At 53.3% G+C, this 20,193-nt stretch carries 14 protein-coding genes; 9 read left to right on the top strand and 5 right to left on the bottom strand.

The window, feature by feature from the left end; translation table 11 throughout:
* The first annotated feature begins 4 nt into the window (after positions 1-4).
* Positions 5-1,021, top strand: coding sequence for an HD-GYP domain-containing protein (locus ACRRUX_RS05835; protein WP_432528132.1), 1,017 nt, complete (start codon positions 5-7; stop codon positions 1,019-1,021).
* Between the two features lie 128 nt (positions 1,022-1,149).
* Here ACRRUX_RS05835 and ygfZ read toward each other — a convergent pair whose 3' ends face one another.
* Both ygfZ and serA read right to left on the bottom strand, forming a co-directional pair.
* Positions 1,150-2,112: a tRNA-modifying protein YgfZ gene (gene ygfZ, locus ACRRUX_RS05830; protein WP_432528130.1), complete on the bottom strand. Its 963-nt coding sequence runs from the start codon at positions 2,110-2,112 to the stop codon at positions 1,150-1,152.
* A 280-nt stretch (positions 2,113-2,392) separates the two neighbouring features.
* The gene (gene serA / locus ACRRUX_RS05825; protein ID WP_432528128.1) at positions 2,393-3,622 is read right to left on the bottom strand and encodes a phosphoglycerate dehydrogenase; all 1,230 of its coding nucleotides are present in this window, start codon (positions 3,620-3,622) and stop codon (positions 2,393-2,395) included.
* Positions 3,623-4,285: 663 nt separating this feature from the next.
* On the opposite strand from serA, the gene ACRRUX_RS05820 reads away from it, so the two are divergent.
* Positions 4,286-4,951 (top strand): response regulator transcription factor, encoded by a 666-nt coding sequence (locus tag ACRRUX_RS05820; RefSeq protein WP_432528126.1) that lies wholly within the window; start codon positions 4,286-4,288, stop codon positions 4,949-4,951.
* 273 nt (positions 4,952-5,224) lie between these two features.
* On the opposite strand, the gene ACRRUX_RS05815 is transcribed toward ACRRUX_RS05820, so the two are convergent.
* Positions 5,225-6,778: a curlin gene (locus ACRRUX_RS05815; RefSeq protein WP_432528124.1), complete on the bottom strand. Its 1,554-nt coding sequence runs from the start codon at positions 6,776-6,778 to the stop codon at positions 5,225-5,227.
* A 22-nt stretch (positions 6,779-6,800) separates the two neighbouring features.
* Positions 6,801-7,232, bottom strand: coding sequence for a curlin repeat-containing protein (locus ACRRUX_RS05810; RefSeq protein ID WP_432528122.1), 432 nt, complete (start codon positions 7,230-7,232; stop codon positions 6,801-6,803).
* Positions 7,233-7,651: 419 nt separating this feature from the next.
* Here ACRRUX_RS05810 and ACRRUX_RS05805 point away from each other — a divergent pair, with 419 nt between their 5' ends.
* The 5 genes from ACRRUX_RS05805 to ACRRUX_RS05785 all read left to right on the top strand — a co-directional run bounded on the left by ACRRUX_RS05805 (position 7,652) and on the right by ACRRUX_RS05785 (position 14,554).
* A complete protein-coding gene (locus ACRRUX_RS05805; RefSeq protein WP_432528120.1) occupies positions 7,652-10,180 on the top strand; it encodes a S8 family serine peptidase in 2,529 nt (842 codons plus the stop codon).
* 432 nt (positions 10,181-10,612) lie between these two features.
* A complete protein-coding gene (locus ACRRUX_RS05800; RefSeq protein WP_432528118.1) occupies positions 10,613-11,053 on the top strand; it encodes a hypothetical protein in 441 nt (146 codons plus the stop codon).
* 492 nt (positions 11,054-11,545) lie between these two features.
* The gene (locus ACRRUX_RS05795) at positions 11,546-12,772 is read left to right on the top strand and encodes a NupC/NupG family nucleoside CNT transporter (RefSeq protein WP_432528116.1); all 1,227 of its coding nucleotides are present in this window, start codon (positions 11,546-11,548) and stop codon (positions 12,770-12,772) included.
* A 4-nt stretch (positions 12,773-12,776) separates the two neighbouring features.
* Complete coding sequence (deoD, locus tag ACRRUX_RS05790; protein WP_432528114.1) at positions 12,777-13,487, top strand: purine-nucleoside phosphorylase; 711 nt, start codon at positions 12,777-12,779, stop codon at positions 13,485-13,487.
* A 620-nt stretch (positions 13,488-14,107) separates the two neighbouring features.
* Positions 14,108-14,554, top strand: coding sequence for a PaaI family thioesterase (locus ACRRUX_RS05785; RefSeq protein WP_432528112.1), 447 nt, complete (start codon positions 14,108-14,110; stop codon positions 14,552-14,554).
* A 766-nt stretch (positions 14,555-15,320) separates the two neighbouring features.
* Here the strand turns inward: ACRRUX_RS05785 and ACRRUX_RS05780 are convergent.
* Positions 15,321-15,878, bottom strand: coding sequence for a TMEM165/GDT1 family protein (locus ACRRUX_RS05780; RefSeq protein ID WP_432528110.1), 558 nt, complete (start codon positions 15,876-15,878; stop codon positions 15,321-15,323).
* Between the two features lie 744 nt (positions 15,879-16,622).
* On the opposite strand from ACRRUX_RS05780, the gene ACRRUX_RS05775 reads away from it, so the two are divergent.
* A complete protein-coding gene (locus tag ACRRUX_RS05775; RefSeq protein WP_432528107.1) occupies positions 16,623-17,810 on the top strand; it encodes an amino acid permease in 1,188 nt (395 codons plus the stop codon).
* A gap of 175 nt (positions 17,811-17,985) precedes the next feature.
* Positions 17,986-20,142 carry a S46 family peptidase gene (locus ACRRUX_RS05770; RefSeq protein WP_432528105.1) on the top strand — a complete coding sequence of 719 codons (2,157 nt, stop codon included), beginning with the start codon at positions 17,986-17,988 and terminating at the stop codon, positions 20,140-20,142.
* The last annotated feature ends 51 nt before the right edge of the window (positions 20,143-20,193 follow it).

The raw sequence follows: 20,193 nt of genomic DNA, 5'->3' as shown, positions 1-20,193 counted from the left end.
ACTGATGCAAAAAGCCTGTGTGCTGGTGGTGGATGATACCCCCGCCAATATTGATATTCTGGTCGGCATTCTGGAAGAGACGTATCAGGTCCGGGTTGCCATTGATGGCCCCAAAGCGCTGGCTCAGGCCCGCAGGACGCCGCCGGACATTATCCTGCTGGATGTGATGATGCCGGGCATGAGCGGCTATGAGGTGTGTGAGCGTCTCAAGCAGGATCCCATGACGGCGCATATCCCGGTGATCTTCGTGACCGCGCTGGCGGAGGTGACCGATGAAGCCCATGGTTTTGCGCTTGGCGCGGTGGACTATATTACCAAGCCGGTCAGCGCGCCGTTGGTACAGGCCAGGGTAAAGACCCAGCTGGCACTGTATGATCAGAAACGGCTGCTGGAGCAACAGGTACGTGAGCGGACGGCTGAACTGGAGCGAACCCGCTTCGAGATTATCCGGCGCCTGGGGCGGGCGGCTGAGTACAAGGACAATGAAACCGGCCTGCACGTGGTACGCATGAGCCACTACGCTCGGGTGCTGGCCCGTCAGGCCGGTTTACCTGAGGCATTTTGTGAGCTGCTGTATAACGCAGCGCCCATGCATGACGTGGGCAAAATCGGTACGCCGGATGCGATTCTGAAAAAGCCGGGTAAACTGGATGCTGCTGAGTGGCAGGTGATGCAAAAGCATGCGCAAATCGGCGCGGAAATTATCGGCGAGCACAGCGACCCGCTGCTGTCGCTGGCGCACACCATAGCACTGACGCACCATGAGAAATGGGATGGTTCAGGATACCCCTCAGGCCTGAGTGCCGAGGCTATCCCTCTGGCAGGACGTATCGTTGCCATCGCCGATGTATTTGATGCGCTGACTTCAGTCAGACCTTACAAGCAGGCCATGAGCGTGGATGAAGCCATGTCGATTTTAAAGAGCAATGCCGGCAGTCACTTTGATCCGCAATTGATCCGTCATTTTGAGACGGCCTTGCCTGAGGTACTGGAGATTCTAGCAAGCTATTCAGAGGCTTAGTCGTGCCTGTATCCTGCCCTATACGCCGGTCAGGTGGGGGAGTCTGTCGCGGGGACTGATTACGGTATAAATAAAAGGAGCGGCAGTTGCCGCTCTTTGATTTGCTGGAAAATACGCTTTTCTTAGGCTCAGTCTTCCAGAGAGTAGGGCAGCGGCAGCAGTTTCAGCTCGCTGGCGTCGTCTCCGGCAAGGCGCAGCTGCGCATCAGGCTCAGTATCATTGGGCAGTACAGCGCTCAGCAGCACCTTGTTGCCGGTTTGAGCCACCTCCAGTACAGCACCGGCGCGCCGGAAACTGCCGTCTTCCATCTGGATTTCCAACTGGCTGTCAGCATTCACCAGATCATTGACTGTACCGCTGATGATATACAGCGCCCGCTTGTTGCCACCGCGATACTTCATGCGGGCGACCGTTTCCTGGCCCATATAGCAGCCTTTGTTAAAGCTGATGCCGTTAACCGCCTGCAGATTACACATTTGCGGAACGAACTGATTGGCATGTGCAGCCGGTAAATTAGGATAGCCAGCGAGAATTTCCAGTTGTTGCCAGGCGCTGTGGTCAAATACGGCTTCCGGCGCCAGAGCCATCAGAGCGTCGGCTTTGGCGATGGAAGTGATCACCATAAAACGTTCGCCATCACGTAACACCAGCGCGTCATCCAGCGCAGTAACCGCGGCCTCATCGGGACCAATATGGTCAGTGACAAACCGGCTGGCCTGCTCACCGGCAATGCCAAGAATGATCAGCGTGTCGCTGGCGTCGGTCAGTTCAACTTTATTGAATACCGCGTATTTTTGCAGTTGCGGCAGATCCACTGCAACGGCCGAACGGGGCATCAACAGCAGCAGATCATCACCATCAAACAGGCTGCGGAAGCTGGCCAGCATTTTACCTTTGGGATCACAATGGGCACCCCAATGCCATTCGTCCTTGCTCTGATTGTAAATGTCAGAGGTAACCTGACCCTGCATAAACTGGCGGGTTTGTTCACCGCTGATGCGGATCAGTCCCAGATGAGAGAGAGGGGAAATTACCAAAGCCGGAAAACCGGTTCCCGGTACCCAGTCCGGGGATTGCAGTGCTGCTGTCATAGTTAATTCCTGGTATGCCGGGGCGAAAATGCCCATGGAAATAATATTGGGTGCAGTCTACCCAATAACAAGTGCCTGTGTCACAGGCTTGATATCAATCTGTATCGACAGCGACATTTACCGGCGTCGGATGCCGGTACTCGGTTGCGGCAGACAGGCAAAGGGAGCTTCTGGCGGAGATTACTGACGTTTGGCTGCCGTCGTTAAAAGATATCAACTGTTCTTATAAAAAAACAAAAGACGACCAGGTGGTCGTCTTTTGGGAACGATGACATTAAATTCAGAACAGCAGACGGGTTCTGATAGTGCCTTCAATGGCGTTCAGTTGAGTCAGGGCCTCTTCGGCGTGATGGGACTCGACTTCCATCACCACATAACCAATTTCTGCAGTGGTTTGCAGATACTGCGCCGCGATATTGATGCCTTTTTCAGAAAACGCCTGGTTGATCTGGATAAGCACCCCGGGACGGTTTTGGTGAATGTGCAGCAATCTGGAGGTACCCTGGTGCTGAGGCAGAGAGACTTCCGGGAAGTTCACGGCTGACACGGATGAACCATTGTCGGAATATTTGGCCAGTTTACCGGCGACTTCGATACCGATATTTTCCTGTGCTTCCATGGTCGAGCCACCAATGTGTGGTGTCAGCAGGACATTGTCCAGACCACGCAGTGGGCTGATAAATTCATTCTCGTTGGACTTGGGTTCAACCGGGAATACATCGATAGCCGCACCGGCCAGATGTTTCTCCGACAGCGCGGCAGTCAGCGCATCGATGTCGACGACTGTGCCACGGGAGGCGTTGATCAGAATACTGCCTTTTTTCATTGAGGCGAGCTGTGCCGCAGCAATCATATTTCTGGTTTGCGGTGTCTCCGGCACGTGCAGACTGACGACATCGGCAATCGACAGCAACTGCTCCAGAGAGTGCAGTTGCTGGGCATTACCCAGTGGCAATTTATCTTCGATATCAAAGAATACCACTCGCATACCCAGGGTTTCCGCCAGCGTACCCAGCTGAGTACCTATGTGACCATAACCAATGACCCCGAGGGTCTTGCCGCGGGCCTCGAAACTGCCGCCGGCACTCTTCATCCAGCCACCGCGGTGGGCCAGCGCGTTGCGCTGTGGAATGCCGCGCAGCAGCATGATGATTTCCCCCAATACCAGTTCAGCCACACTGCGGGTATTGGAAAATGGCGCGTTGAATACCGGAATTCCGAGTTTTTCTGCTGCGAGCAGGTCGACCTGGTTGGTACCAATACAGAAGCAGCCAACAGCCACCAGCTTTTCAGCCTGGCGCAGCACGTCTTCAGTCAATTGGGTACGTGAGCGGATCCCCACAAAATGGGCATCGCTGATGGCATTGAGCAGGTCTTCACCGGTTAACGATGCCTGGTGATACTCAATGTTGGTATAGCCAGCACGCTGGAATACATCAATGGCAGAAGAGTGCACGCCCTCGAGCAGCAGAATTTTGATTTTATCTTTGGGGAGCGAGTATTTCGCCATGTTCAGGGTACCTTTTATTTTCTGTTAATGCCGCCTTACAACCGGTTAAGTTTGAGCCTGGCGTACGTCCGGATGTCCAAATTAACATTAAAATACAGTTCTGTGGAGGAGCCGACTGGAAAAGTGTTTATTTCTATATCAGAACAATTTGTCGCCACTGATGCTGTATTCAAGGACGGGATTCGCGCAGCGCATACCTCTGTCGGTATCACCGAAGAGGTCACTGCAGTTCAGGCCGGGTGCACAGTTTCTGCTGAGCATTGGTGAGTTCATACATTAGTCTGACTCAGGCAGATGCTGAGGTGACTTCAACTGCGGTAACGGCGGTCTTACTGCATATTACCGTTTGGGATGACCATTTTTCTGTGTGTAAAGTCTAATAAAAATAAATAGATAAACTCGATTTTCCAAGGCGTTGAATCGCGTGGTCAGGAAATGGTTTTTGGTTCTCTAAAAGGGCGGTTTAAAGGCGTGTTTACCTGAATGGTTTTGCCTTTTTGGTATTTTTGACTACTGGGTAATACTAATGCATGATGTGTGGGTTCGTGCTTGATTTTACAATATTGCAACTTAATAAAAGAGCACATGAGTGCCAGGGATGGAAAAGCGCGACATTGGGTTTGTTTATACAGTGGCCTTAAAAATCACTCAGGAGGATGGTGCATGGACACTACAAAGGAATTGGTCTTCCTACATCAAATTGCCGCCCCTTGCCATTTGGCGATGCTTGCCGAATCCATGGGGGTAAAAACCCGGGTTGTCAGTCATGTCAATGAGCTGGATCTGAACTACTCAGAAAACTGCTTTTATCTGGTCAGTCAGCATGGTGCTGCCCTCGACAATCAGGGGATCCCCCTGATCGTTACCCGCCTTGTTCCCCACGTGCCGGTCGCCCTGTATCAGGTTGAGGCTGGCTCCATCGCTTTGGATTCGCTGTTGTTGATGGGCGTGCGCGGCGTGTTGTATGCCGACCAGCGCATGGATTTACTGCTGACCGGTTTGCGGAAAATGTTGTCCGATGAACTCTGGTTTGACCGCCCCATGATGAGCCGAATGCTCAGGCAGCTGGTGCAGAAACTGGAAGGGAATGCGCCGGTCAGTGCGGATCATCTGGCGATGTTGCAGGCGCTGACCAAAAGGGAGCGGACGATTATTCAGATGGTTGGCAGCGGTGCCAGAAATAAGGAAATCGCCCACAGACTGTGTATCAGTGAGCACACAGTGAAGGCGCATTTGTCGTCTATATTCCGCAAAACCCAGTCCAGAAACCGGGTCGAGTTATTGCGTTGGGCGCAGTCCCACCACAATCACTTTGATCTGGTCAGTTAAGCAACTGCTGCAGTTCAGTTTTGCTGTCTGAGCCCGCCCGCTGAAGCCTGAATATCCGGCTTTGCCGGGCGGCGTTTTCAGCGCCCTGTCATTTGGGCTGCTGCCAATAGAACTCTGCCACTATCTGCCTGTTGGCATTTGCTTGCCGCTTGTTGGTTTTTGCTTGGGATATGACTGCCGTGCGGCCAATAAAAAGCCCGAATCCAGGATTCGGGCTTTTGCATGAATTCAACAGGGTGTCATCCGGCATTCACGCCGGCTGCAGAATTCGAATCAGTTCTGAACCACATTGACGAAGTTGTCATTGCCGTTCTGCGTGACGTCGATGGTATGACCTGTGCCGGTTTGTGAGCCGGTGACCAGGTTGTCATTGCCATTCTGAACTATGGTCAGGCTGTTGCCGCTGCCATCGACACTGAATGCGCCGCCTTCGGTGCCGCCCACCCAGTTGCCGATACCGGTTTGCATAATGTCGGCGGTGTTTTCATCACCGCTGATCAGCAGGTCAACCAGGTTCAGTTCGCCGCGCTGAGTCACTTCCACATCGGTGTTGTTGTTACCCGCAATAGTGATGTTGGCTTCGTGCTGATCGCCCTCCTGCTCCAGGTCAACTTCGTTGTCGTTGCCGGTGATATCCACATAACCGAAGTTGCTGTTACCTTCCTGATCCACATCAATATTGTTGTCATCACCAATAGCGAAGCTATAGACCTCGTTATTATCACCGTGGCTTTCCAGCAGCATCAGGTTGTCAGTACCCTGCGCAATAAACTGCGCCAGGTTGCTGTTGCCGTCCTGCTCCAGATACACATTATTATCATCACCGACCACCGCGAAATCGACGGCGTTGCTGTTGCCTGTCTGCTCGATTTCCAGCTCGTTGTTGTTGCCGTCAACGATGGCCACCTGAGGTTCGCCTACGGTGTTGTTGTTGCCCTGCTGGAAGATCTCGGCGTCGTTGCGATCGCCATTGACAAAGCGCAGGTCAGCGACGTTTTCATTGCCTTCCTGTTCGATGGCAAAGCCGTTGTTGTTGCCGGTCAGGCTGTAAACGAAGGCAACGTTACTGTCGCCGGTCTGGAACGCTTCAAAGCTGTTGTTGTCGCCCTGAATGCCTTTGGCGGCAGCAAAGTTGCTGTCACCAAGCTGGCTGATGGTGATGTCGTTGTTGTTGCCGACGTTGGCGGTATTATCCAGTGCAACTTCACCGGCCTGGTTACTGTTACCTTCCTGTACGATAACGGCGTCGTTGTCATTGCCTGTGACTCGGAATACGGCAAGGTTGTCGCTGCCCTGCTGATCGATGTCGGCGGTGTTGGCATTGCCATTCATTTCAACAATGCTGGCGTTGCTGCCCAGCTGGTAAAGTCTCACATTGTTGTCGGCGCCGGTAATTGTGGTGTCGGCAGAATTGATAAAACCATCCTGCTCGATATCGGCAGTGTTGCTGTCACCGGTAATCACTACATCGTTGATGTTGAGAAAATCGTTCTGCTGCACATCGACGGTGTTTTCATTGCCCGTTACTGTGACTCTGCTGGTATGCCAGGTGTCTGTCTGGTTAATGTTGACTGAGTTGCTGTCGCCGCTGACAGTGTTGTAACTCTCTGTCCAGACACCATCCTGAGACACTATGGTGCTGTTGCTGTCACCGGTGACCGTCAGCTCTGCTTCATGGCGCTGATCTGTCTGGCTGACATCGGCAACGTTGGCCTCACCGGCCTGATTCACATTCACTCTGTGAGTTTCGGCCGCCTGTGCCGACGTCACACCCATCGCTGCAGCAACTGTTAAAGCCAGTAGAGTACGTTTGGTATAGAGGTTCATCAGAAACACTCCTTGTTTGAATTTAGTATTGTGTCACGGTGACGTGTTCACCGGACGCCAGTTGTTGAATGGAAAAGTTTGCCTCTCCGTACTGGAATATCTGGATACTGCTCTCTTCCCCATACTGACTGACAGAGGCTGCGTTGTTGTTGCCCTGCTGCTCAAGAACCAGTTGGTTGGCGGTTCCCAATTGCTGGACGTTTGCGAGGTTGGCTGACCCGGACTGTATGGTAACGGCATCATTGTTGCCGACCTGAAGCACTTCCAGTTGGTTGTGGTCCCCCAATTGCAGAGCCGACAGCAGATTGGCCCGGCCGTGACTTTCCAGCAGCAACTGCAAAGTGACAGGAACGGGTTCTGAATACGCGACAGGGCTCAGCAGCGGCAATATCAAAACCACCAGCGCCAATACCGGCTTGTTGCCACGTCCCGGGCGGTACAGTTGAATGCTCACTAATTCCTCCATATTTCCAATGTATGTGGAAACTTAGGGTCACGAGGCCCGAACTTACTGATGCAGACGCCGGGTTCACAATCGGAAGAAGGAATAGACTTTTTTGTGCAACAGATGTTTGACCTGTTGGGCTGGTTGGAGGCGAAAGGTCACAGGTTCAGTTGGTTGCGCAGATCATCGTGCGATCGGTCTTTGTTGAAGACAGTATTTAGGCCTAATACTTTTTTCTTGTTTGACCCGGGGGGTGCTTTTCGGCGCAGTGGGAGTGTGTCATCTATGTGCGGGGTTAAAAATAGTGCCGAAGCGGATTGTTGTGCCGGGATGTGAGATGTGAACTGAAAGCCGGTGTATGTCAGTGTGGCTGTTGGGGGGACGGAGCAAGCTGCGGCGGTTTGAATTTCTCATGATAGGAAATCATTATGTCAAACGTAAAACTCTCTTCTCTCGCGCTGGCTGTCAGTGGGGCGTTGTTGTTGGGGGCCACTCCGGCAATAGCCAAGACTGCCTCATATGAAACTGACTCGCTGCTGGTGATGTTTAAGGATAACGCCAGTGCCGCCGAGCGGGCTCAGGCCAGACAGCTGGTACGCGGTGTGATGCAGGATAAAAATGCCGACGGCATGGATGACAGATACAAGACGCTGTTTGGTGGCAAGCTGGCCAGGTTGTCCGTGAAAAAAGGCGTGGATATTGAACAGGCTGCCAAGATCCTCAGTCGTCACCCTGCAGTGCAGTATGCCGAGCCCAATTACATCCTCAGAGCCCTTGGTACTCCTGACGATCCCCGTTATCCGGAAATGTGGGGATTAAACAATACCGGTCAGAGTGGCGGTACCGTTGATGCTGATGTGGATGCACCGGAAGCCTGGGATATCAGTACCGGTGATGACAGCGTCATCATCGGTGTGATTGACACAGGTGTCGATTACAACCACGAAGATTTAGCGGGCAACATTTGGGTTAACCCGGGGGAGATTGCCGGAAACGGCATTGACGATGATGGTAATGGGGTCATCGATGATATCCACGGTTTCAGTGCCTACAACGACAATGGTGACCCTATGGATGGCAACGGTCACGGCACGCATGTGTCCGGCACCATAGGCGCCGAGGGTAATAATGGCGTTGGTGTGGTGGGGGTCAACTGGGATGTTACCATTATTGGCTGTCAGTTCCTCAGCGCTGCGGGTAACGGTTCGACGGCAGATGCTATCGAATGTATTGATTACTTTACTGATTTGAAGGTTAACCGTGGTGTGGATGTGCGTGCCACCAACAACTCCTGGGGCGGCGGCGATTTCAGCCAGGCGCTGAAAGACTCGATTGATGCAGCCGGTGATGCCGGCATTATGTTTGTTGCTGCTGCCGGTAACTGCAGAACCGGCGCGCCTGCCCGCGATATCGATCAGGTACCCAGCTACCCGGCTTCATACGACTCAGCCGCCATCCTGGCGGTTTCCATGACGACCCGCAATGACGCGCTGGACAGCTGTTCCCACTGGGGACCAGTGTCTGTGGATATGGGCGCACCGGGCAGTGGCATTTTATCGACCACGCCGGGGAATTCATACTCGGTATACAGTGGAACTTCAATGGCCAGTCCTCACGTTGCCGGCGCGGCAGCGCTGGTCTGGTCGGTTAATCCGGCGCTGGATATTGCCGAAATGAAGAACCTGCTGATGAATACCGGTGATCCATTGCCTGAGCTGAATGGCAAGACAGTATCAGGCAACCGGTTGAATTTGCGTGCAGCACTTGAAGATGCCGATCCGGCGCCGGGCTTCCGTTTCTCGGCAACGCCCCCTTCTGCGCAGATTGTGGCAGGGGACAGCACCAGCTACAGCTTTACTCTGGGCAGTGTGGGAGGCTGGGACAATACCGCCAATCTGAGCGTTGCCACTGAGCCGGCTCTGGATGGGGTTTCGTTGTCTGCGGCTTCTGCCGGAGCGGGAGATAGCTTCAACCTCAATGTGATGACCAGTGCCGCGACCCCCTGGGGCGACTACACATTGACGGTGACCGGCGTAGATGGCGATTTCAGCAAGAGTAAGAGCGTCGCACTGAATGTGCTGCCGCAGGGCTTGCAGGATTATCCGTATCAGAACACCGATCCGGTCAGCATTCCCGATAACACTCCGGCAGGTATTCAAAGCACTATTGAAGTCACCGACGATGTTTCCGTCTTTGGGGTGACTGCCAACGTTGATATCACCCATACCTGGATTGGCGATTTGATTGTCGCGCTCGAGTCTCCTCAGGGTACTGAAGTGGTACTGCACAATCGCAGTGGCGGCAGCGCCGATGACCTGGTAGAAACCTACGAGCTGAGTAACTTCAACGGTGAAATGGCGCTGGGTACCTGGACCCTCAAGGTCAGTGACAATGCCGGTGCTGACTTGGGCACCCTCAACTCCTGGGGACTGGTGATCACCGGACTGGGCGATAACCCCGGTGGCTCTGCGCCGGTGGCAGGATTCAGCTATGCGGTGACTGATTTCACCGTCAGCTTTACCAACACCAGTACTGACGATGACGGCGATATTACCGGTTATGCCTGGGACTTCGGTGATGGCAGCAGCTCCAGCGACATGAGTCCAACCCATACTTATGCGATGGCAGGGAGTTACAGTGTCTCCATGACAGTCACTGATGCTGATGGCAACGCTGACACTGCTACCATGGAGATCACTCTGGCCGAACCCAGCACAATAGAAGCGGGAGTGATCCGGGCCATGAAGTCCCGCCGCGGCAGCGCGCTGGTGGATCTGGAATGGAGCGGCGCGAATGGCAATACCGTGGCAATTTACCGTGATGGTGCCATGGTGGCTGAGACCGATAATACCGGTCGTTACCGTGACCGGTTCAGCACCAGCGCCGACTCAGTGGAGTATCGGGTCTGTGATGCGGATGGCAGTAGCTGCTCCGCTGCGGTAATCGCCAATTTCTAACGGCTAAACCCTGAATAAAGGCGCCTGCGGGCGCCTTTTTATTGAGGTTTACCAGCGGTTCTGTCTGATTTTCAGCGCAGTTGCGGGGCTGACTGCTTCTCTGAGCACCTCATGAACATATAAAAACGCAGGTTGGATGACTGTCATTCAAAGCGGGGAGACTGGCTCCAGTGATGAGATGCTGAATACCGCGTGATCTTGGCACCACGGTTTTGTCCCTGACCTTAATGGGTCGGTCTGGATTGAATTGACGGGTGTTCATTGGCCGATTTTGATTGGCCGTGAGAGTGACGCCGCAATGCGGGCTGAGTCAGGGGCTCAGTGCTGCTATAGGCAACATGTCGTCATGAAGGTATCCTTGAAGGCCGGTTTTACTGTCAGGGCGTGCGGACGCCTGTTTGGCCAGGCCATTAATATCAGGACTAATAATTGATGAGTGCACAAGGTGAAAAAGTCAGTATCCCCATGTCGGTGATGATCTTTATCTGGGTCAGTCTGATGTGGAATCTGCTGGGTGTTATGAATTTCTTTTTTCAGCTGACCATAGATGCTCAGGCGCTGGCGCAGATGAATGAAGCACAGCGGCAAATGGCAGAGGCTACGCCGGGATGGCTGACGGCATTGTTTGGCGTGGCGGTATTTTCCGGCCTGGCAGGCTGTGCGCTGTTAATGTTTAAACAGGCCAAAGGCGCGCCGGTACTGCTGTTGAGCTTTATTGCCGTATTGGTGCAGATGGCCGCTTCTTTCCTGCTGCTGGATGCCTATGCGGTATTGGGCGCTTCTGCGCTGCTGATGCCAGCCATTGTGACGCTGTGGGCGCTGGTGCTGGTCTGGGTCAGCCGCCTGGGTGTTGCCCGTGGCTGGTTCTACTGAGCTCCAGCCGGGGATCGCGGGATAGCTTACTTGCCTGGATAGCTTGGCTGCCCGCTGACTTTTCCCATCCTTGCCCGTCCTCTCCTGCGGGGCCGGTGTCAGGCCGTCACTCTTGTTTGGGATTCAGTGACCAAATCTGCAGCAATAAGTGGGGCAAGTTAGCCCCATTTTTATGTAATTAAATTACCAATCAGATCTAAATATTTCTCCATAATTTGTATTTAATACCAGTAAGCCCCATCGTTTTTGCTGATGCAAATGCACGGTGTTTGTTTGTTTTTGTGTGGTATCTTTGTGTTTTGCGGGTGTTTTGATTGCTAAATTAGTTAATCTTGTTTTGGTGAAGTTGTTTGTGGGTGCCTTTTTGAGCTGGTTTTCGCCTTCCCTAAATTAATTTTAATGCCCCGTTCAGCAAAGTGATCCCGATCACTTGCCCCCCAGATTACGCCCGATACACTGCCGTCACTTCCTGGTTATCCGGACTAAAAATTTATGGAAATTTTCATCAGTATTTTGGGTATGCTCAGTCTGATGGGGCTGGCAGTGTTGTTTTCCGAGAATCGCAAGGCGATCAATGTACGTACAGTGCTGGGTGCACTGGCGTTTCAGGTCGCTTTTGGTGCGTTCGTGATGTACGTGCCCGCTGGACAGAGCGTACTGCAGGTGGCTTCTGATGGCGTGATGAGCGTGATCGGCTACGGCAATGAAGGGTTGAAATTCCTGTTCGGTGACCTGGCCAACTTTGGCATGGGCTTTATCTTTGTTATCAACGTGTTGTGTGTGGTGGTGTTTGTCAGCTCGCTGATTGCCGTGCTGTATCATCTGGGCATTATGCAGATGATTATCGGCGTGATTGGTGGCGCTCTGTCCAAGATTCTGGGGACCAGCCGCGCTGAATCTCTGTCGGCCACCGCCAACATCTTCGTGGGCCCGATTGAAGCGCCATCCATGGTGCGTCCTTTTGTTAAATCCATGACCCGCTCTGAGCTGTTTGCCGTGATGACCGGCGGTCTGGCGTCTGTGGCCGGTGGCACCATGATCGGTTACATCCAGATGGGTGTGGATGTGAAATATGTGCTGACTGCGGTGTTCATGACAGCGCCTGCTGGTCTGCTGTTCGCCAAGCTGATGTGGCCTGAGACTGAAACGCCGGAAAATGACCTGAAGAAGGTGATGGACGATCTGGACGATAAGCCTGCCAACGTGCTGGATGCTGCCGCCAACGGTGCTTCCATGGGGATGCAGCAGGTGATGGCTGTGTCTGCGCTGCTGCTGGCCTTTGTTGCCCTGATCGCGCTGGTGAACGGCATTATCGGTGGTATCGGTGGCTGGTTCGGTATTGAAAGTCTGTCACTGCAGATGATGCTGGGTTACCTGTTGGCGCCACTGGCCTGGGTGATGGGGGTGCCCTGGAGTGAGGCGACTACTGCAGCCTCTTTCATCGGTCAGAAGATGGTGATTAACGAGTTCGTTGCTTACGTTGATTTCCTCAAAGTGGCGGACCAGCTGTCTGCAAAGACTCAGGTGATCATCTCTTTCGCTCTGTGTGGTTTTGCCAACATCGGCTCACTGGCGATGGTGATTGGTGGTCTGTCTGCGCTGTGTCCTGAGCGCCGTCATGACCTGGGTAAAATTGGTGGCAAGGCGCTGATCGCAGCGGCTCTGGCCAACCTGATGAGCGGCACCATTGCCGGTCTGTTGTTCTCTATTGGGGGTTAATTCCATGACACCACATATCAATGCCCAGAGTGGCGATTTTGCAAAAACTGTATTAATGCCTGGCGACCCACTGCGCGCCAAGTATATTGCTGAAAACTTCCTGGACAATGCCCGTCTGGTGACCGACGTACGTAACATGTTCGGTTACACCGGCGAGTACCAGGGCAAGCGTATTTCTGTGATGGGCTCGGGCATGGGCGTGCCTTCCATCTCGATTTATGCCAAAGAACTGATCACCGATTTTGGTGTGGAAAACATTATCCGCATCGGTTCCTGTGGTGCGGTGAGCGAGAAGATCAAGTTGATGGACGTGGTGATGGCGATGGGCGCGAGCACTGACTCTGCGGTTAACCGCACCCGCTTCCCACAGACTGACTTTGCCATGATCGCCGACTTCGGCCTGCTGCGCCGTGCTGCTGATGCAGCTGAAAAACTGGGTGCCAGCTACCATGTGGGCAACCTGTACTCTTCGGATCTGTTCTACAGCCCGGATGAGAGCCGCTACGACTTTATGGAAAAGTACGGCATGCTGGGTGTGGAAATGGAAGCAGCCGGTCTGTATGGCGTAGCGACCGAGTTTGGTGCCCGCGCTCTGGCGATGATGACTGTGACCGACCATCTGCGTCTGGGTCAGCACCTGAGCGCCGAAGAACGTCAGCAGACCCTGAACGATATGATCAAGCTGACTCTGGAAGCAGTTAAAGACCTGGATTAATACCCCCAGAGGTATCAAACAGGCGGCCCGCATGGGCAATGTCATGGAAAAAGAATATCGGGTTAGGACAACCTGATACCAGTCCACATAGGAGATAACGTACTCAGCGAGAATAAAAGGACGCGTAGACCAGGCACTCAGTTGAAGATCTATTGGAATAAATCAAAACTGAACAACGCAGTATACGGGTTCTTAAACTCGCCCTTCGGGAGCGTGGCTGCTTTACGGTTGCTGCATCAAATCGTCTCGCCATAGTCGACTATGCCATTGTCAATTTGACTTGCACTCGAATCGCTGACATCGCTCTGAGAAGAGCAATCTCCTATGTGGACTGGTATAACCCTACGGCCCCCGGATATCCAACTATAAAAAATGAACGGATAGCGGGGGCCACTTCGTTGCTGCTGGGGCACCATGATCAAGCCCGCCGGTAACTGCCGCCGGTGTTGATATTAGCCCTGCCTGAATTGTCTAACTACTTGAGCAAGTGCAAATATTCGCTTTTGTGAAACTGTGACGACAGGCCCGCTTATCCTGCCTTTCTTATCTTCATCACCCTTTGCAAGCCCGGTTTTAGCCAGTAGACTGCCTGCTACTGAAAAATAATAAGGATTCTGTGTATGAGTATTTGGTTCAGGCCGGTCACTCTTGAGGACTGCGCCCGGCTGGATAACGGCATCAGCGGCAAAGGGACTTTAATGAAAACCCTGGGGATAGAAATCACCGAAATCGGCGATGACTATATGGTGGCCACCATGCCGGTGGGACCTCATCTGCACAATCCCCTGGGCATAGTTCATGGCGGTACCAACGTGGTGTTGGCTGAAACCGTCGCCAGTTATGCGGCCAATTTTGCCGTGGATTTTGAACACTTTTACTGCGTTGGTCAGGAGATCAATGCCAACCACCTGAAAGCCGCACGTAACGGGATACTCAAGGCGGTCGCCACGCCTGTGCATCTGGGTAAGCGCAGCTCGGTATGGGATGTCAAAATCTACAATGGTGCCGGTGAGATGACCTGTATCTCCCGCATGACGGCCGCCGTGGTCGCCCGCGCCAAAAGCTAGCCACCGCATGGTATAAGCAAGACTTATCCAGCCAGAACATCAGCCCGCGTTATGCGGGTTTTTGTTTGTCTGAGGTCCCATATTACCCATTTCATTTAATAGTTGATCTGTTTCAGCGGCAGTTCAATGGGCTTGAGACAAGGTCATTAACCGCTCCATGGCAACTGCTCCTGCGTTGCTCTGCCGCCTGCATCCATGCAGTCGTGCGTTACTGACATTCGCACTATGATACCTCCTTGTACCAAAGCCAGTTCGACATCCTATCTCTCGTTCGAGAGCGTATGGCTGACGCCATTCGCACCATCCATGTGGCCTGTGAGCTGGCGAAGTCATAGTGGTGTTATGTCAAAACAGTTCAACGCAGTATCAAGCGCATTGAATCCGAATTCCTGACATGCTCTGAATTGATCAAACTATTAATGAGGTTGGTGTAATTCCGATTAGCTTAATCTGAATTAATCGATTACTTGATGGGCTGAAGGCCGGTATGCTGACATCGTTTGATAAGGAGAAGGTGATGATTGCCGTTTATGACTGGTTAGCGGACTGGTTATCGGAGAGCGACTGAGAATGTCGGTGACTGAGATGTCAGCTAACAATAACTGAGCATGGTGGGTGCTGTGTTGGCTGTGACGGGTATCAGTGCCGGTATTCCGATCGCAGCCTGTGGGGGATTCAGCCCGGTGATTACCGGGCTGAATTACCTTTGGTTTGTCCATGCCTGCCAGGATGATGGCCTATTCCGGCTGGGGGCATACGGGCCGGATTAGCCAAAGATCAGCGTTGCGATACCTAAGCCGGCAAACAGCACTGCACAGCCGCGGCGGATCCAGTCCAGCGGCAGTTTTTCGGCGCTGTAATCACCCAGCAGTACCACGGGCACGTTGGCCAGCAGCATGCCGACCGTGGTGCCGGAAACGACCATCATCAGGTCATCATATTTGGCCGACAGCACCACAGTGGCAATCTGGGTTTTATCGCCAATTTCGGCGATAAAGAACAGAATGGTGGTGGCGATAAAGGGGCCATATTGATAGAACCGATTCTCCTCATCGTCAGCCTTATCCGGGATCAGTACCCACAGCGCAATGGCAAAGAAAGAGCCGGCAATTAACCAAGTGCCCATCTGTGGAGCAATCCATCCCATGGCCCATTGGCCAATCCAGGCAGCTGCAAAGTGGTTGAGTAAGGTGGCGACCAGAATGCCGCTGATAATCGCGGTTTTGTTTTTGAACCGGGCAGCCAGCAGCAGCGCCAGTAGCTGGGTTTTATCACCGATTTCTGCAATGGCAACGGCAACCGTTGAGGCCAGAAAAGCTTCCAATTGATGTCTCCAAAGGAGCGATACCGGTGAGGATGATAACCTGAAATGCGGGAGTTCAGGAGTTCAGACACACGAGCACCGCTCCACTGTGGTTAGTGGATTAAGGTGCTCAGGTCTTGCCAGGCGTTTTTCAATACTGAAAATCCGCTGTGAGTACCATGGCGTATTGTGGGTGTGCTGCACTGAGCTGTGATTGCCAGTGACTGCGCGGCACCTTGCCAAGTCTGTTGATACTCACCCCGATACCAGCACATGTTCATGCTGAGCTGGCTGCAGGCGGCTACTCCCCCGAGGACGGCGACATTTTAATGATCTGCAGCCACATTTCAAGTCAGTCTGGCTGACTTAGTTCATGTTTTGCTGTTTCTTTAACATTGCCACCGTGCTTCTCTTGTGCCTGGCAGAGGGCTTTGATAATGTCCGCTGAGGTCATATTTTTTGAGTAAGCAGAGTGATGTACCTTTCACTGATTGAAATGCGATTTAGCCAGCCCCGGTGGCCTGGCTGATCCCACGGGAATACAGTCCAGCCATTGGGGCCTTACCGTTCACAACGTCAGGTTGGAATGGGGAAGGAGGCTGAGTTTGTGTTCCGTAGATACCGCACTTCGTGTCATCACCCGCTAAGAAAGCCCAGGTTTTCTCTCCCGCACTCTTCCTTACCGCTGTTCTGAATCTGACGTCCATGCTCCGCCGAAGCCGGAGATTTTGTAAAACAACAATAACGAGATAACAGGACAAATTCGTGAGTTTAAAAATATTGGGTTCTATCGCCATTGTGGCGGGCACGGCCATTGGTGCCGGCATGTTGGCGTTGCCTCTGGCGACTGCGGCACTGGGTTTCTGGCAGGCGATCATTCTGATGCTGGTGATTTGGGGATTGTCGGCATACACCTCGCTGCTGATGCTGGAGATTAACCTCAGATCCGGGGTGGGGGACAATGTCCATGTAATCACAGGTAAGCTGCTGGGTAAAAAAGGGCAGTTTATTCAGGGTGCCTCATTTCTCAGCCTGCTGTTTGCCCTGACGGCCGCCTATTTAACCGGCGGTTCATCGCTGTTGTCACTCAAGGCGCAGACCATGTTGGACATGGAGCTGAGCCACGGTGCGGCGGTGTTGATGTTCACCCTGGTGCTCGGTGGTTTTGCGGCGCTGGGCGTGGCCTGGGTGGACAAAGTGTCACGGCTGCTGTTCTCGCTGATGATCCTGGCGCTGATATTGGTGGTGCTGTTTTTGCTGCCGGAAGTGAGCCCGTCACAAATGCTCAAACAGGCTGTGACCGATGATCTGGGCAATGCCTGGCTGGCAGCGATCCCTGTGGTCTTCACTTCATTTGGCTTTCATGTGTGTATTGCAACGCTGGTGCGTTATCTGGACGGTGATACCCGGGCGCTGCGCAAAGTGTTGCTGATTGGTTCGACCATTCCGCTGGCCTGTTACATTCTGTGGCTGATGGTGACGCTGGGTACGGTCGGTGGCCCCGAAATTCACGCTTTTGAAGGCTCGCTGCCCAAACTGGTGACGGCACTGCAGGCCATGGTTGAGAGTGATTTCATCAGCAAGGCGGTATCCCTGTTTGCCGATCTGGCGCTGATCACCTCCTTCCTGGGTGTGACCCTGAGTCTGTATGACTTTGTCGCTGAGCTGACCCGCGCGGCAGATACCCTCGCCGGTCGCATTCAAACCTGGCTGATTACCTTTATTCCGCCCTTGCTGTGTGCGCTGTTCTACCCTGATGGCTTCGTGGCTGTGCTGGGATTCGCGGCTGTGCCACTGGTGGTGATGATCATCTTCCTGCCGATTGCCATGGCGCTGCGTCAACGCGTCAGTCAGCCCGATGGATATCAGGTATCCGGCGGTAAGCTGGCTCTGGCACTGTCCGGTGTGGGGGGGCTGGCGATTGTATTCGCCCAGCTGTGGGTGGCGCTGTGAGTTCACAGACTGAGATATCTGTAGCACATAAGGTTGCCGATTTGTAAGTGAGCATGTCTGCTCAGTTGGCAAACAGGCAACATATGATAAAGTCGGGCAATAGCGAGGAATCCAGCGCTATTGCCCGTTTTGTTATGGGCAATCTCTACACCAAAAGCAATATGGACAGCGAATAATGAAAAAATGGTTACTGACGGCCGCAGTGGCAACCGCCTTTACTGCCCAGGCCGATGAAGGTATGTGGCAGCCGCATCAACTGCCGGATATGGCCGCAGAATTGAAAGCCAAAGGGCTGGAAATCGATGTTAAGTCGATTTCTGATCTGACTGAATTCCCGATGAATGCAGTGATAAGCCTGGGTGGCTGTACCGCGTCCTTTGTGTCGCCCAAGGGATTGGTGGTGACCAACCACCACTGCGCTTATGGCGCCATTCAGTATAACTCTACCGCCGAAAACAACCTGCTGCAGAATGGCTTTCTGGCCCGCAAAATGTCAGATGAACTGCAGGCTACACCGGGCTCGCGCATCTATGTGACCGAAGAGATCACCAATGTCACCGACAAGGTCACTGCCGGACTGAACCAGAAATCCGGTGATGACTTCTACAAAGCAGTCGAAGCCAGAGAAAAGTCGCTGGTGGCTGAATGTGAGCAGGATGCCGGATACCGCTGTCAGGTATACAGCTTCCACCGGGGGCTGGAATATTATCTGGTGAAGCAGCTGGAGATCCGCGATGTGCGCCTGGTATACAACCCGGCCGGCAGCGTGGGTAAATACGGCGGCGATGTCGACAACTGGATGTGGCCGCGCCACACAGGGGATTTCTCCTTCTACCGCGCCTATGTTGGCCCGGATGGCAAGCCGGCGGATTACAGCGAAGATAATGTGCCGTTTGAGCCAAAAAGCTTCCTGAAAGTCTCTGCCAAAGGTGTGCAGGAAGGCGACTTTGTGATGGTGGCGGGATACCCCGGCCGTACCAACAGATACCGCACTGCTCAGGAAGTGGAAAATCAGTTTGGGTGGACTTATCCCAATTCCAAAATCCTGCGCGAAACCATTATGGACATCATCTACGATGTGGCGCCTGAAGGTTCTGACGATCGCATTAAGTATGAAAGCACCCTGGCCAGCCTGGCCAACTATGCCAAAAACTTCACCTCGATGATCGAGTTCTATGGCAAATCCTCCATGCTGGCAGACAAGGTCGCCATGGAGCAGCAGCTGACCAATTGGATTAACGCCGATGCCAAGCGCAAGCAACAGTATGGCAAGGCGCTCGCTGAACTGAACCAGTTGGTGGCTAAAGATCAGCAGCATCAGGAGCGCGACCTGATTTTAAGTTATATGGGTTATGCGCAGATGCTGAAGACTGCGGACAGCCTGTATCGTCTGGCCAACGAGAAGCAGAAGCCGGATATGGAGCGTGAGCCCGGTTATCAGGAGCGCGACATGACCCGCTTCACCTCCGGCATGGAGCGAATCGATCGCCGTTATGCTGAAAATGTCGATAAGGCTATTTTGCTGGAGATGCTGACCCGTTACGCCATGCTGCCCAAGGCCCAGCGTTTGCCTGAGCTGGATAAGGCGTTTGGCCTGACCGGTCAGTTTGACGAAGCCAAATTGCAGCAGACCCTGGATAAGCTGTATGCCGGTACTGAGCTGGACAACAAAGAGGTGCGTCTGGCGTGGATGAATAAGTCGGTCGACGAGTTCAGGCAATCCAAAGACCCCTTTATCCAACTGGCGGTGCAGTTGTACGACATGAACATGGCGCTGGAAGCGCAGCAAAAGCAACTGGCCGGCGATCTGATGAAGGTGCGCCCTCAGTATATGGAAGCTATCATTGCCTATAACCAGAGCCTGGGTAAGCCTGTATATGCCGATGCCAACTCCAGCCTGCGGGTCACGGTCGGCCATGTGAAAGGCTATGCGCCGCAGGATGGGCTGTACGCGATTCCGTTTACCCGTCTGGAAGGTATTGCCGCCAAAGACACTGGCATCGATCCCTTCGATGCCCCCAAAAAGCAGCTGGAGCTGATCAAGCAGAAACAATACGGCGACTATTATATGTCTGCCATTGATTCTGTGCCGGTTAACTTCCTGTCGACCCTGGACACTACAGGCGGCAACTCAGGTTCGCCTGCGATGAATGGTCGCGCTGAGCTGGTGGGCCTGCTGTTTGACGGCGTGTATGAGTCGATTATCGGTGACTGGAACTATGATGATGACAGCAACCGCTCGATTCAGGTCGACAGCCGTTACATGCTGTGGGTGATGCAGTATCTGGATAACGCCGATAACCTGCTCGAAGAGATGGTGATTGTGAAGTAACCCTCAGTGTTGCCGGTGGTTGGCGGCTCAGTGTCAGCAGCGACCGGCAAA

Source organism: Shewanella sp. GXUN23E (genome assembly GCF_050865035.1).
Lineage (GTDB): Bacteria > Pseudomonadota > Gammaproteobacteria > Enterobacterales > Shewanellaceae > Shewanella.
The sequence above is the reverse complement of the archived record's forward strand: the minus strand, read 5'-3'. Positions and strand labels throughout refer to the sequence as shown.

What these genes read in the sequence shown, in the direction of transcription:
- ACRRUX_RS05835 (WP_432528132.1), top strand. Translation starts at nt 5, where the DNA reads ATGCAAAAAGCCTGTGTGCTGGTGGTGGATGATACCCCCGCCAATATT.
- ygfZ (WP_432528130.1), bottom strand. Translation starts at nt 2,112, where the DNA reads ATGACAGCAGCACTGCAATCCCCGGACTGGGTACCGGGAACCGGTTTT.
- serA (WP_432528128.1), bottom strand. Translation starts at nt 3,622, where the DNA reads ATGGCGAAATACTCGCTCCCCAAAGATAAAATCAAAATTCTGCTGCTC.
- ACRRUX_RS05820 (WP_432528126.1), top strand. Translation starts at nt 4,286, where the DNA reads ATGGACACTACAAAGGAATTGGTCTTCCTACATCAAATTGCCGCCCCT.
- ACRRUX_RS05815 (WP_432528124.1), bottom strand. Translation starts at nt 6,778, where the DNA reads ATGAACCTCTATACCAAACGTACTCTACTGGCTTTAACAGTTGCTGCA.
- ACRRUX_RS05805 (WP_432528120.1), top strand. Translation starts at nt 7,652, where the DNA reads ATGTCAAACGTAAAACTCTCTTCTCTCGCGCTGGCTGTCAGTGGGGCG.
- ACRRUX_RS05800 (WP_432528118.1), top strand. Translation starts at nt 10,613, where the DNA reads ATGAGTGCACAAGGTGAAAAAGTCAGTATCCCCATGTCGGTGATGATC.
- ACRRUX_RS05795 (WP_432528116.1), top strand. Translation starts at nt 11,546, where the DNA reads ATGGAAATTTTCATCAGTATTTTGGGTATGCTCAGTCTGATGGGGCTG.
- deoD (WP_432528114.1), top strand. Translation starts at nt 12,777, where the DNA reads ATGACACCACATATCAATGCCCAGAGTGGCGATTTTGCAAAAACTGTA.
- ACRRUX_RS05785 (WP_432528112.1), top strand. Translation starts at nt 14,108, where the DNA reads ATGAGTATTTGGTTCAGGCCGGTCACTCTTGAGGACTGCGCCCGGCTG.
- ACRRUX_RS05770 (WP_432528105.1), top strand. Translation starts at nt 17,986, where the DNA reads ATGAAAAAATGGTTACTGACGGCCGCAGTGGCAACCGCCTTTACTGCC.